The 12,995-nt window shown below is 69.9% G+C and carries 10 protein-coding genes; 6 read left to right on the top strand and 4 right to left on the bottom strand.

Going from position 1 to position 12,995, the window contains the following annotated elements:
• Window positions 1-26: 26 nt before the first annotated feature.
• Together IT371_17390 and IT371_17385 are read right to left on the bottom strand one after the other, a co-directional pair.
• A complete protein-coding gene (locus tag IT371_17390) occupies window positions 27-737 on the bottom strand; it encodes a hypothetical protein (protein ID MCC6749442.1) in 711 nt (236 codons plus the stop codon).
• An 11-nt stretch (window positions 738-748) separates the two neighbouring features.
• The gene (locus tag IT371_17385) at window positions 749-3,793 is read right to left on the bottom strand and encodes a fused MFS/spermidine synthase (protein ID MCC6749441.1); all 3,045 of its coding nucleotides are present in this window, start codon (window positions 3,791-3,793) and stop codon (window positions 749-751) included.
• A 206-nt stretch (window positions 3,794-3,999) separates the two neighbouring features.
• Here IT371_17385 and IT371_17380 point away from each other — a divergent pair, with 206 nt between their 5' ends.
• Genes IT371_17380 through IT371_17370 form a run of 3 tightly spaced genes read left to right on the top strand, consistent with a single transcriptional unit; the run spans window position 4,000 to window position 6,415 of the window.
• Complete coding sequence (locus IT371_17380) at window positions 4,000-4,605, top strand: RNA polymerase sigma factor (protein MCC6749440.1); 606 nt, start codon at window positions 4,000-4,002, stop codon at window positions 4,603-4,605.
• The gene (locus IT371_17375) at window positions 4,602-5,312 is read left to right on the top strand and encodes a zf-HC2 domain-containing protein (GenBank protein MCC6749439.1); all 711 of its coding nucleotides are present in this window, start codon (window positions 4,602-4,604) and stop codon (window positions 5,310-5,312) included. Before IT371_17380 ends, IT371_17375 begins: the two co-directional genes overlap by 4 nt.
• Window positions 5,309-6,415, top strand: coding sequence for a hypothetical protein (locus tag IT371_17370; protein MCC6749438.1), 1,107 nt, complete (start codon window positions 5,309-5,311; stop codon window positions 6,413-6,415). The genes IT371_17375 and IT371_17370 overlap by 4 nt, the downstream gene beginning before the upstream one ends.
• 14 nt (window positions 6,416-6,429) lie before the next feature.
• On the opposite strand, the gene IT371_17365 is transcribed toward IT371_17370, so the two are convergent.
• Window positions 6,430-7,014 (bottom strand): hypothetical protein, encoded by a 585-nt coding sequence (locus IT371_17365; GenBank protein MCC6749437.1) that lies wholly within the window; start codon window positions 7,012-7,014, stop codon window positions 6,430-6,432.
• A gap of 103 nt (window positions 7,015-7,117) precedes the next feature.
• Between IT371_17365 and IT371_17360 the strand changes: the two genes are divergently transcribed.
• Entirely contained in the window at window positions 7,118-9,613 is a 2,496-nt protein-coding gene (locus IT371_17360) for a hypothetical protein (GenBank protein MCC6749436.1), read from the top strand.
• Between the two features lie 174 nt (window positions 9,614-9,787).
• Window positions 9,788-10,156: a TraR/DksA C4-type zinc finger protein gene (locus tag IT371_17355; GenBank protein ID MCC6749435.1), complete on the top strand. Its 369-nt coding sequence runs from the start codon at window positions 9,788-9,790 to the stop codon at window positions 10,154-10,156.
• 79 nt (window positions 10,157-10,235) lie between these two features.
• On the opposite strand, the gene IT371_17350 is transcribed toward IT371_17355, so the two are convergent.
• Window positions 10,236-11,336 (bottom strand): potassium channel protein, encoded by a 1,101-nt coding sequence (locus tag IT371_17350; protein MCC6749434.1) that lies wholly within the window; start codon window positions 11,334-11,336, stop codon window positions 10,236-10,238.
• Window positions 11,337-11,475: 139 nt separating this feature from the next.
• Here IT371_17350 and IT371_17345 point away from each other — a divergent pair, with 139 nt between their 5' ends.
• The gene (locus tag IT371_17345; protein MCC6749433.1) at window positions 11,476-12,993 is read left to right on the top strand and encodes a hypothetical protein; all 1,518 of its coding nucleotides are present in this window, start codon (window positions 11,476-11,478) and stop codon (window positions 12,991-12,993) included.
• Window positions 12,994-12,995 lie beyond the last annotated feature (2 nt).

Genomic DNA, 12,995 nt, shown 5'->3' with positions numbered 1-12,995 from the left:
ACCTGCTCATGGTGGCGGGTCCTTGGTCATCGGCGTGCTCCCCTTCGACCGGAGCGACGACCGAGCGCCGCGATGGCGAGGAGCAGCGCGAGCGGGACGAGCCCCATCGCGCGGTCCCGCGGCCCGACCAGGCTGCAGCCCCGGGAGGAAGGTCCGGAGTCGACGCGCCGCGCGGCACCGCCGTCGCGGGCGCCCGTCACGGCCGGCGAGATCGGCGGGGGCCCTTCGGGACACGCCCGCGCATGGCGTCCTCTGGGGTCCGCCTCTCCAGGGGTGCCGCAGTTGTAGACCTGCCCGGTCCCGCGCCAGCCGCAGTACGGATTCTGCCCGCACCGCACCTCGCGTCGTCGCGTGCCGTCGCAGTACACTACCGACGCGCCGGTGCAGCACCCCTCCTCCGTGACGCTCCCGCACGGGCTCGGGGGGCCCGCGTCCGGGCGACCGGGGGGGCCCGCGTCCCCGAAGAGGCACTCCTTGGTGCGCTGGAGCGCGGGGTCCGCGGATCCGCCGGTATCGCAATCGTAGAGGCCATCCGGCCCCTTGCCCCGAAGGCGCCACCCGCACCTGGGCCGGTCGCTGCAGTCACGCGACCGGGCCTTCCCCTTGTCGCACCACCAGAGGCGTTCCCCTTGGCAGCAGCCCCAGCTCGTCACGATGCCGCAGCCGCTCCGGACCGCCTCGGCGCGCGCTGCCTGAGGAGGGCCGGCACCCCACGCCGCCGCCGTCGCCGCGAACACCACCCGGCAGGCTACCCGTCGCGGGGTGCGACGTACGGCGGAGGGACCTCGGGACGTCCGGTGCGACGGCGATATTCGTACCATTGCCTTAGGGCCTTGATGCCCTTTCGGTAGTCGGCATTCCCATAATAGGCACGACCGAGATAGTACAGCAGCGCTGGCCGTCGCTCGATGAACTTTCCGTTCGACCAGAGGGGCTCGAGGATCTGCGCGGCCGCGCGGAACTCGCCCGTCTTGTAGGCCAGGTAGCCCCAGAAGAGCTGGAAGTCGTCCCCCCCTGACTCGCGCACCTCCTCGGGCCAGGCCTCGAGCACGTCCAGCGCTGCGCGGAAGGTCCGCGCCTTGGCCCGGCGCTCCGCGAGAAGGTACTCGCGGGCCACCTTCTCGGCCTCCTTGGGAGGCAGGGACTTCGGCGGGCCCTTGGGCGGAGCGAGCGCGCCCCCCGTCCCCTCGGTGAGATCCACCTCCGGATCGTCGCTCTCCCGCTCGTCGAGCAGTTCGAGGAACCTCGTTACGAGCCGCGACTCCTCACCCGCCGTCGGGCGCAGGTTCGTTGCGAAGGCGCGCGCTTCGCGCATCTTCCCCTGGACCAGAAGACTGTGGACGAGGCCCGCGTACTCCTCGGACGATCCGTACCCCTCGACGAAGCCGCGCAGGCGGCCGTAGGGCCACGCCTCGCCGTAGAGCTTCGAGACGTAGTAGTCGTACTTGCCATGGTTGTAGAGGTCCCTCGGGGCCCCGAACTCGATCAGCGCGTTGTCGTCGGTATTGATCCGTGCCCCTGCCGCGTAGGCGGAGAGCTCGTTCGGAGCGAGCAGGGTGAGGGCGATGAGGTCGTCGGGGCGCTCGACCTGTCCGCGCGTCAACTCCTTCTTCACGGACGGTATCGCGTAGGCCTTCTTGAGGCGGCGGATGTCGAGTCTCAGGGGCTGCATCGACCCCACGAGGTAGGTGTCGGAGCTGAGAGTCGACGCGCTGAAGGCGTAGGCGTACGGGAAGACGCTGGCGAACGAGCGATAGATGGCCTTGATGTTCCGGGGGGAGAGCTCGTAGACCTGCACCCAGGTGCAGAAGATGCCGTCCGGCTTCAGCCTGCGGCGACCGATCTCGAAGTACTCCCTGGTGAACAGGTTCGAAACGCCCGTGATCCACGGGTTCGACGGCTCGTTCACGATCACGTCGTAGGGTTCCGAACCGGCCGCGAGGAAGTTGCGTCCGTCGTCGGCCACCACGCGGATGCGGGGGTGCGCGAGCGGGCGGTTGTTGACGTGATTGAAGAAGACCGAGGCTGTCAGGATCGCCGGCTCGAGCTCCACCACGTCGAGTCGCTCCATGGGGTATTGCAGCATCGCCCCGGCGGACACCCCCGAGGCGAAGCCGATGAGCAAGGCCTTCGGGCGGTAGTCGCCGGCGCGCGGATGCAGGAGCATCGGCAAGAGGCCCACCGTGATCTGAGTGGGCATGTCGTCCCCCGTCGAAGCGTCGACCTTGCCGTTGTTCTTGAGGGAGAAGTGCGTCTTGGACCACTGCTCGACGGTCACCGTGGTGGAGATGCCGTCCCGGTAGAAGATGAGCTTCGGCCGGTCCCACTGCTCTCCGCGGAGCACGTCCTCGGCGATCGTGGGGCGAAAGACTCCGGCGGAAACCTGCGTCAGGTTCCAGCGGGGAAGGAGCGGCGTGAGCCCGGCCAGGACCGCGGCGGCCGCCGTCACGGCGCCCTTGGCGCGTCGCCCCCAGGGGGCCGCGAGCGCCAGGACTACGCTCACCGCGAGGCTGGTCATCGCCGCCGCGTAGATGCCGGCCTGCATCTGCAGGGTGGGGATGACGACGAAACCGGCCAAAAAGGAGCCCACGATGGCCCCAATGGTGTTGACCGAGTAGGCGCTCCCCACGTCCTGGCCCACGCGGTGGAGGCCCGAGACGTAGATTCGGATCGTCAGGGGGAGGACGCCCCCCATGGCGAACGTTGCCGGGAGCATCGTGAGCAGCGCCACGAGGAACTGGCTCGTGAGGATGCTCCCCGCGCCGAGCTTCTCCCCGCGCATGAAGAGGATGTAGACCCAGCCCAGTTTGTCGATGAGGAGGTACGACACCCCGACGAACGCCACGACCGCGAGGTGCGTCAGGGCGAGCAACCCGACGGGATTGGGACTGCGCGCCGTGAGGCGCCCGATCAACGCGGTCCCCCCCGACAGCCCCACGAGGAAGGCCGTCAGCACCAGCGTGAAGGCATAGACCGAGGAGCCGATGGCCATATTCAACGCCCGGCTCCAGATCACCTGATACACCATGGCCGCGGCCCCGGAGAAGGCGAAGGCCCAGAGGGCGAGCCTCCGCGCCCGGTCGGATACCACCGCGTGCACCGTCGGGACCGCCTCGACCTCGGCGAGGATTGCGGCGACCTCGGGGTCGCGAGGTGCGCGTGCGGGCAGACGCCGCCGGACCAGGTACGCCAGGGCCACGACGAGCCCGAGGGCGAGGTTCGTCCCGGCGGCGAGCCGGTTCGTGAGCGAGAGCCCGAGGTGCGGCAAGAGGACGAAGCCCCCGAGAAAGGTGCCCACCACCGCGCCGGCGGTGTTCAGCGCGTAGAGCGTTCCGACGCGCATCCCCACGCGGGCGTGCTCGGTGTCCGTCTGGACGAAGTACCGGCTGAGCAGAGGGAGGGTGGCGCCCATCAGCGTGGTGGGGACCACGATCACGAGCGCGGAAGCGGCGAAGCGGCCCGCCGCGAGGAGCGCGTAGTGGTCCTGGAAGTGGGCGTAGAGGAATCGGTTCAGGCCGTCGAAGCGGCCCACCACGAGCGGCAGCAGCAGGGCGCAGATCCCGATTCCGGCCTCGGCCACGGCGTAGGCCCGCAGTGGGTCCCGGACCCGATCGGCGAGCCGTCCCGCGAGAAAGCTCCCGAGGGCGAGTCCGCCCATGAAGGCGGTCAGCACCGTGCTGATGGCGAGAGTCGTTCCGCCGAAGACGAGCGAAAAGAGCCGCGTCCAGATGACCTGGAAGATGAGCCCGCTGGCTCCAGACAGGAAGAAGCAGACGACGGCGACGCCGCGCATGGGGCGCGGATGCTAGCACCGGCAGCGTCCCGCGGGCTATGCCCCATCCGCACACGCCGCGCGAGGTTGCCGTGCGCGGGCTCACACCGGCTCGGGAGGCGGCTTGCGCTGGGCGGATCGCGGATGGTAGCAAGGCAACCCTTCCACCGCGGTGCGCGTCAAACTGCGCCGGTGGCGTGAGAGCGAAGCCCAGAACGGATACGGACGTGCGACAGACCGCGTACCTCAACCCGGCGGCGACGACCGCGGAGCTCGCGCACGCCGAGGGTTCCGAGGCGGCCCTCGTGGCCGCGTGCGCTCGCGGGGACCGCGCATCGCTCTCGACCCTCTACCTTCGTTACCATCGACGCATCTTCAGCCTGCTCGTGCGGATGGCCGGGCGGCAGGAGGCGGAGGAGCTCTGCCAGGAGGTCTTCGTGCGGGTCTTCCGGAGCGTCGGAAGCTTTCGCGGGGAGGCCGCGCTCGGCACGTGGATCTATCGCCTGGCCATGAACGTGTGCTTGACGCACCTGTCCCGTCGCGCACGGCGGGGAGAGGTGCTCGCGGCGCTGCCCGTCGAGCCGCCGGCGATGCAGGAGACCCGCCAGGGGAACCCATGGCTTCGTGACCGTCTGGAGACGGCTCTGCGCGAGCTTCCCCCCGGCTACCGCGCGGTGCTGATCCTCCACGACGTCGAAGGGCTGAACCACCAAGAGATCGCCGAGATCCTCGGGTGCCGCGTCGGGACCTCGAAGAGCCAGCTCCACAAGGCGCGCAGCCGCATGCGCGAGCTCCTTGCGCCATGGCTGAGCGGCGGAGCGATCGACCCGTGAGCTGCGTCCGCATCCAGCGCCGGCTGAGCGCCTTCCTCGACGGCGAGCTCTCTCCCCGTCGGGCCGCGGCCGTGCGGCGCCACCTGGCCGAATGCCCGGGCTGCGACCGAGCCGCTGGGGAGCTCCGCCAGCTGGCCCAGCTCGCCGGGCGGCTCGCGACCCACGAGCCGTCCGCAGAGCTCCTGCCGCGCATCCTCGCGGCGGTGCCTCCGGAGCGACGCGAGATAGCCCGTTCGTGGGGGCGCGGGGGCTGGTGGCTCGCCCTCGGGTCTGCCGTCGCGGCGGCGGGCATGCTCGTCCTCGTGCTTCATCGAAAGGATCTCGGGGAGCGGCCGGAACGCGAGGCGCCGCCGTGGGCCTTCTCGGGGGCACGCGGAGGCGCCACGAACGGCCGGCTCCTGGCCTCCGCGGAGCAGGAGCTGACCCGGGCGGCCGCGCGCTATCGACGGGCGATCCAGGAGCTCCGCCAGATGGTCGCGGAGGACAGCCATGGCTGGCACGCGCCCCAGCGCCAGTCGTACTCCCGCACGCTCGAGATGCTCGAGGAGTCGGTGGCCCGCAGCCAGGAGCTCGTGCGAATCGCCGCCACGGACGCCGGGGCTCACGAGGTCCTCTTCTCCGCCTATCGCCAGCAGATCGACTTCATGCAGGCCAGCCTCCTCGGCGGGGCCGCGCCGTCGGTCGCCGCGTCGCCGGAGCCGCGATGAGGTTCGTGCTTCCACTCGTGGGTCTCACGGCGGCGTGCGCGTCCTCGGCCCTGGCCCAGGTGCGCTACGACAAGACGGTGGAGCTTCCGGTGGCGGGGGCGGAAGAGGTCCGCATCGTCAACCGCCTGGGCTCCGTCGTGGTGTCCGGCTGGGATCGTGCGGAGGTGCGGGTTACCGCGACGAAGCAGGCGCCGGACGCCGAGCTCGGGGAACGCCTACGCGTCGAGGTCTCCAGCCGCAACGGGGCGCAGATCGACGTCCAGACCTACATCCGGCTGCAGCCCCCGCTCTCGCCCGACGTGCGCGCTCTGCTGGAGGATCTGATGCAGCGTCAGGCGAACGCCGCGCAGCGGTTGCTCGGGTCTGAGCGCGATCGGGAGGCGGCCCGCAAGGAGATGCGGCGTATCCAGCTCGAGCTCGCGGAGCTCGGGCGACGGATGGCCACCGCTCCGCGGCCCGCCCAGCAGGATCTTTCCGTGCCGGTGACCGAGGGGCGGGTGGATCTCGAGCTCCGCGTGCCGCGACAGCTGCGCGTGACGGCGCGCACCTTTCGCCACGGGATCGCGCTCACGGGCTGCCGGGGCGGCGCCGACCTCTCCTCGGAAGAGGGGGAGCTTCGCGTGGAGGACACGCGCGGGGACGTCGCCACGCGATCGCAGCATGGGCGCCAGGCACTGCTGCGCGTGGCGGGGCGCGTGGATCTGCGAGGCGGGGCAGGGGACGTGACGCTCCGCGAGCTCACGGGACCCGTGCACGCGGTGGTCTTCTCGGGGCGGATCGACGCGCGCCGCCTCGGGGCGAGAACGGCCAACCTGAAGACGGTGCGAGGGGAGGTTCGCGTGGACGGCGACGTCCCAGCCGGCGGAGGCTACGTGGTGCTCAGCCGCGACGGACGCGTGACGGCGTACCTTCCGCGGAAACCCTCGCTGCGGCTCGAGACGCACGCGCCGGCCGTGGTGGCCTCCGATCCGCGACTCCGCGAACGCCTGCGACGCGCGCCCCCGCAGGCGTTGCGCCTCGGCGGGGGCCGCGGAGAGCTCTCCCTCCAGAGCCTGCGTGGCGTCGTCCGACTCGTGCTGGAGACGGACCCAACAGAGGAGTGAAGGGCGAAAGGCGGTCAGACCGTGCCGGCCTTGCGCTCTCGCTCCCGTCGATAGTCGTCGGGGGTCAACTCCGTCGATTCCTGGCCCGCAGCGGCCCTGCGCCCCACCAACCAGTCGGCCACCAGCTCGAGGATGTCGGCCCGACCGGAGAGCGAGTAGTACTCGGCCTCGGAGATGGGCGCGGCGAGCTTCAGCATTGCGTCCAGGTCCTCGTGCAGCTCGTCGAGGGTACTGAAGCTTCCGTCGTACGACAGACTCTCGCACGCGGTCAGCGCCTCCGCCGCCATCCCGACCGGGGAAAAATGCAGAAAGCAGCGGCGTAGCTCCAGCCGCCAGCGGCGTGGGTCGTCCCCGACGACCCACCAGCGCGCGTCCAGCCGGTGGCGCATCACCTCGCCGAAGTAGCAGCCCACCTCGTCGAGCAGGCCATCCCGGCTCTCCTTCGGCGCCTGGACCACGACCGACTTCAGGTACCCGTCCACGAGCGGAAGGGTGTCGGTGGTGAGGTCGGGAGCCACCCCGAGGGCCTCCGCCACGCGGCGCTCGGCGCTGTGTACGCGCTCCAGGACTGCAACGGGGACCTCGGCCAGCTCGCTCATGGCCGCAGTTAGCGGGGGTCTACGGGGGTCTGTCAAGGCTTTACCCCGCAGCGGAGCCTATGCTAACCCCAGTCCCTCTCGGCGAGTCGAGGGCGGGTGCACCATGGATGAGTCGTCCGTGCAGGAGGAGCAGCTGGCGTACGCCGGTGGGGTCGGGCAGACGCGCAAGCGAGTCGTCCACCTGACCTGCACCTGCGGCGATCTCGTCGGCATGCAGGTCTGCGACGCCGTCAACGTGGCGACGGACCCGTCGCTCGCCGACGAGCTGCGGCGCGGAACCCTGGGCGTCGCCACGTGTCCCCGCTGCGGCGAGCTGGTCCGGTCGAGCACGCCCGTGGTGTACCACGACCCCGCGGCGCGTCTCTTCGCGGTCGTCATCCCCGAGAGCCACCGCCACGACGAGCTGGAGATCCGGATCCAGCTGCTGCGGCAGCTCGCGATGGACCCGGCCCACGTCCCGGACTACGTCAAGCGCGCCGAGGCGGTGGTGGGAACGGTCGGGCTGGAGCGTCTCCGCGCCGGGGACCTCGACGGGAACCGCTTGCGCCAGTCGGCTCTCGACGCGCGAGCCCACGAGCTGGACCGGCGCGAAGAGGAGCTGCATTCCCGACGCGAAGATCTCACGAGTCAGCAAGAGGACCTGGTTGCGCAGCAAACGCGCCTCGAGGAGCAGCGGCACGAGCTGGCGCAGGCGCGCGCGGAGCTGGACCAGGAGCGGGAGGCCTTGCGCGCCCTCTCCGTGGACCTCGGGGCGCGAGAGCGGACCCGCGGTACCCGCGTCCCGACGGGGCTCGAACAGGCCGTGGCGGTGGAGCCGCCGCAGGCGCTCGAGCTCGCGGGACGTCCCAAGGCCGAGGTGGATCGCTGGCGCACGGGCGACGCCGCGGGTGGGCACTTCCTGCACGAAGGCCGGGTCTACCTCGCGGCCCGGCCGGGCTCGCTGCTCCCCCAGTTTCTCGAGGAGCCACCGGCCCTCCTCCTGCAGCTCCACCGCTTCCCGATGGGGCCCTTCGCCGCGATCGTCGCCGTGTCCGCCAAGGCTCCGGCCGAGGACCCGGCGGGTTCGGCTCTCTTCTGGCCGCTCGACCTCGGGGACCCCGCGGACGTGCAGATCCTCGAGCTGCTCGGGGCGCGCTTCGCCGTGCAGATGGACCTCTTCGACGAGGAATCTCGTCCCGTAGCCACCTGGGCGCTCGAGGCATCGCTCGCCGAGAACGCGCAAGAGGTGCTCTCCCGGGGGCGCCGGGCACTCGAGGAACGCTCGACCGACAGCCCGTACGATTTCGCGGCGACGGCATCGCACTACGCGGCGCTCGGGGGGGAACGGCTGGGCCGCAAGCAGCACAACTTCTCGAACGACTCCTTCGTCGATCTGCTCTCGCCCGGATCGGTGCGGCTGGCGCTCGGGATTCTCGCCTACTGGTCCGAGCCCGAAAACGAGGAGTACCTGCTCTTCGTGAAGTCCTTCCCGGTCGCGACCTGGAAGGCCATTCGCCAGCGCGTGGTGCGGGGAGCACTCGACTTCGGACTCCGGCTGAGCGAGCCGCTCGTCCAGACGGCTGTCGAGCTCGGGCTGGCCCCGAGCCACGCGGAGCTGCTGCGCACCAGCGTGTCGAGCTTCGCGGAGGTCAGCCTTCGCCTCAAGCCGTGCGACCTGGATCCGGTGCAGGAGTGGGAGAACTGGCGCCTGCTCCTGGCCGACTGCGTGCAGCTGGCCGTCCAGCTCGAGCCCGAGATGGAGAAGCTGGCCGCAGCCGCCGAGCGACGCGCCCGCGAGAGCGGCGCCGGCGTTCCCGACGAGGCCGCGCATGGGGGCGACCTGGGTCTACTCGCCGACGAGGCGCTCGTGCCGTTGCTCGCCGACCGTGCGCAACGGCGTGACGCTGCGCTGGAGTTGTGCGCGCGGGGGCGGGTGGAGGTAGCCGAGACCGTCTTCGGGGCAGTCCGGAACATGACCCGCGCCGAGGTGGCCCGGGTCATCCCGGCCATGGTCCAGCTCGGCCCCACAGTGGCTCCGCTTTTCCTCGAGGGGCTGAAACACCGCAAGTCCTTCGTGCGGCAAGGGTGCGCTCTGGCCCTCGGCACCATGAAGCTTCCGGAGGCGGCTGACTCGCTGGTCAGTCTCCTGTTGAGCGAACCGACCAGGGTTTGGGTGGAGGCGGCGCGCGCGCTCGGCGATCTGGGATCCACCGGGTTGGAGGCGGCACGGAAGGGGATGACGGACGCCGACCCCGAGGGGCGCGAGCGGCTCGCGTGGGCCCTGGCGCAGAGCGCCATGACCGAGGAGGGACGCGCTGCCGTGGAGGCGCTCGCTGCCTCGGAGGATGCGGCGGCCTCGAAGGTCGCCGCGCGCGCGCTGCTGGTCCTCGAGCAGGTGCGCCAGGCCGACGCCGAGGTCCGGGGTCGTAAACCCCTGAGCGATCAGACGATCGTCCGAGGCTTTACGCGCTCTTTCTTCGAGTCCGTGGCCGGCGAGTTCGCGGAACTCAGCGAGGCGGACATCGTGGACCAGGAAGAGGTCCTCGGGGACTCGGATATCCTGGACGAGGAGGTGGAGGTCGCGGACGAAGACATCCTCGAGCCCGCCGCACCTCCTTAGGGCAGTGCGTCAAAGGCGCGCGTTCTGCCCACCGACGCATAATTAAACGTCTTTATCGGGTCACGCGCCCCATCGGGGACCGCGGGGCAATCTTGACCTACGGGGGATTACCTCCTAAAATGACCGGATCTTGTATGCGGTTTTACTTCGTCGCGTGGCCCGGAGGGCGTGCCGATGTCTCTCAAGAAGAAAGACCTCAAGCGGTTCCGCGACATGTTGGTGGAGAAGCGATCCGCGCTGCTGAAGAACGCCGAGCGGACGCTGTCCGAGGACATGTCGCTGGACGCCGACGACCTGCCCGATGAGATGGATCTCGCCTCGAGCGAGTACTTGCAGTCGTTCACCTTTCGGCTGCGCGGCCGCGAGAAGACCTTCCTCAAGAAGATCGATCACGCCCTGGCCAAGCTGGACAGCGGCAGCTTCGGCGTGTGCGAGCAGTGCGAGGAAGAGATCTCCTTGAAGCGCCTCGAGGCGCGGCCCGAAACCACGCTCTGCATCCGCTGCAAGGAAGACCAGGAGAAGCTCGAGAAATCCTTTGGCTAGCCGCGCTCCGGGCTGACCTGCTCGGTCCGCGCTCCCCCTTCCGACCCATCGCCACGTCGCACCGACACCGGCCCGCAGGTCAGCGGCCCTGTGGCTCGGGCTCGTCCTCCACGCCACCGCGCTTGAAGAGCGCCGAATCGCGCAAGCGTTGCACGGAGTCCGTCTCGCCGATGATGATTAAGGTCATTCCCTCCTGCAGGAGGAAGTCGGGCCCGGGACTATAGGTGTAGTCCTCCGCTCCCGGACCCGATGCGGCCACGATGAGCAGGTTGCGCGCCCGGCGGATGTCGCTCTGCGCCAGGATCCGACCGACGAGGGGCGAGCCCACCGGAATGGTGAGCTCTTCGAACCGGAGGTTCCGGTCCTTCTCGCGCATCATCTTGTCGAGGAAGCTCACCACGTGCGGGCGAATCATCTCGGAGGCGATACGTTGTCCACCGATTCGATTCACCGACACGATCCGGTCCGCCCCGGCCACCTGGAGCTTCTGCACCGACCGCAGGTCCACCGCCTTGGCCACGATCCGCAGCTTCGGATTCAGCCCGCGCGCCGTTACCACCACGAACAGGTTGTCCCGATCGTCCGGCAGGGCCGCCACCACCCCGTGAGCCCGCTGGATCCCCGCGTCGAGCAAGATCTGATCGTCGGTGGCGTCGGCGGGGATCCCGAGCACCTCCGAACGGACGCGCTCTTCGCAGCGCTGGATCGCCTCCGGCGTGGCGTCGATGAGGACGTACGGCCAGCGCGCGGCGTGCAGCTCCTCCGCGATGTGCTGCCCGGTGCGTCCCCCGCCGCAGATGATCACGTGGCCGGTGAGCTTGTCGATCCTTTTGCGCATCCGCCTTCTCCGGCGCAGGTGGAGGAATTCGCCCTCCACGAGGAAGGTGGTCAGTACGGATACCGAGTAGACCACGATGCCGGCCCCCGTCACGAGCAGGACGCCGGTGAAGAAACGGGCGAGCGGGACCTCCGCCATGCCCTCCAGAACCTCTCCGTAGCCGACCGTCGTCAGAGAGATGACGGTCATGTACGCGCAGTCGCCGAGCGACCAGCGTCCGCGACCGAGGAGGTAGTAGCCCAGGGTTCCGCCCGCGTAGACCATCACGATCATCACGGCGGCCACGAGGAGCCGGCGTTTCAGCCCTTCGGTCTCGGCTTGGTCGTGAGGTTCTCGTGCCACGGCGTCCCCGCGCGCGCTCGCTACGGCATTCCTTCGGCGCCCGCACAATCTACTCGATGGAGTCCGCCGCACAAAGTCCGAAGGGCGCGTTGATCCTCCCCGAACCATCGCATATGCTGCCGCGCCTCGAGGAGAATCCATGCGCGTGCGCCTTGCCGTGATGCCCCTGTCTATCCTCGTTCTCTCGGCCCGGTTGGCTCTTGCCCAGCCGGCCCCGAGCCCGGCCGAGCGGCTGAAGACCCTGGCCGACCGGGTGGACCAGCTCATGAAGTCCGCAGCGGACCTGCCCGCCGCCATGAAGGCGCTCCAGGCCGTGCAGGACCAGCTCGCGGGAATGCGTCAGGAGGTGGCGCGTCTGCAGGGAGCGGCCCTCGGGTACCAGGCGCTCCGCAACAAGCTGGACGGCTACGACACGCGCATCGGCGACATGGAGCTGAAGCTGAACGCCGTGGCGCTGCAGCTCGCAGGCCGCACGCAGACGGCCGGCTTCGACGACGGGTTCTTCATCGCCAGCCCGAACCGCCGGCTGATGCTACGCCTCGGAGCGCTCTTGCAGCCCGCCTACCAGGGCCGCCTTCCCATCCTCGTTGGGAAGGAGGGGTCGGCGTCGAGTCGGTATCCCGAGCAGCCTGTGGCGCAGGGAGAATCCGGCTTTCTCATCCGGCGCGCGCAGGTCCGCCTGGGAGGCCACCTGCTGAGCCCGCGCTTCGGGTATCGCCTCGACCTCGGCTTCGGACAGGAAGACCAGGGGACCGTTCAGCTGGCCTACGGTGAGGTGCGCCTCTTCCAGGCCTTGAACGTCGTGGTGGGCAAGAGCATCGTCCCCTTCGGCCGGCAGTCCATGATCCACAACGCGGCCCAGCAGTTCACCGACCGGTCCGCCGTGACGGACGCCTTCACCCCCGGTCGGGACCTGGGGGTGCTCGTCTACGGGTCGGCCTTCAGCCGGGACCAGCTCAGCTACCAGCTGGGCGTCTTCAACGGGGCGGGGCAGTTCCCGTCTCGCAACGACAACACCGACCTCCTCTACGCGGGCCGCATCGTCTATGCCCCCCTCGGCGCGATCAGCGAGGACGAAGGGGAAGGGGACCTGCAGCTCAGCCCCTTTCGTGTCGCCATCGGGGCCGCCTTCTACTACAACCTCTCGCCCACGGACGCGCCGCTGCGCGCGGGAGTCACGGACCCCGCCCGCGCGGCCGAGCTCAGGGACCAGGACCGCAACGGGGCGACAGACAACGTGGGCGTGTACGCCGCGGCGGCGGAGCTCACCGCGCGCTTCCGGGGGCTCGCCTGGCAGAGCGAGCTCTTCTACCGCGTCGAGAACCCGGGGGCCGTGGCCCCGACCAATCGCACCTTCTGGGGGGTCTACACCCAGCTCGGCGGCTACCATCCGGCCTCGATGCTGGAGCTTGCCGCGCGCTACGGCTTCCTGAAGCACCCCGGCTACGGCGAGGACCGGCGGCTGGCGCGCCCCGACGAGGTGCACGAGCTCGCCGCCGTGCTCAACGTCCTGACCTGGGGGAGGCGTCTCATGTGGCAGGGCGAGTACACGCACCAGTGGTTGCGCGGCATGCACACGGTGAAGGACGGCGTAACGGTGGCCGGCGACCCGCTGAATGCGCATCAGGTGCGGATCCAGATGCACCTCGCGTTCTGATC

This window comes from Deltaproteobacteria bacterium, assembly GCA_020848905.1.
Lineage (GTDB): Bacteria > Myxococcota_A > Polyangia.
Note: the sequence above shows the minus strand (reverse complement) of the source record. Positions and strands in the feature narration are given on the sequence as shown.

Excerpts from the sequence above, each read along its gene's own strand:
- IT371_17355 (MCC6749435.1), top strand. The coding sequence starts at position 9,788 with ATGTCTCTCAAGAAGAAAGACCTCAAGCGGTTCCGCGACATGTTGGTG.
- IT371_17360 (MCC6749436.1), top strand. The coding sequence starts at position 7,118 with ATGGATGAGTCGTCCGTGCAGGAGGAGCAGCTGGCGTACGCCGGTGGG.
- IT371_17365 (MCC6749437.1), bottom strand. The coding sequence starts at position 7,014 with ATGAGCGAGCTGGCCGAGGTCCCCGTTGCAGTCCTGGAGCGCGTACAC.
- IT371_17385 (MCC6749441.1), bottom strand. The coding sequence starts at position 3,793 with ATGCGCGGCGTCGCCGTCGTCTGCTTCTTCCTGTCTGGAGCCAGCGGG.
- IT371_17345 (MCC6749433.1), top strand. The coding sequence starts at position 11,476 with ATGCGCGTGCGCCTTGCCGTGATGCCCCTGTCTATCCTCGTTCTCTCG.
- IT371_17370 (MCC6749438.1), top strand. The coding sequence starts at position 5,309 with ATGAGGTTCGTGCTTCCACTCGTGGGTCTCACGGCGGCGTGCGCGTCC.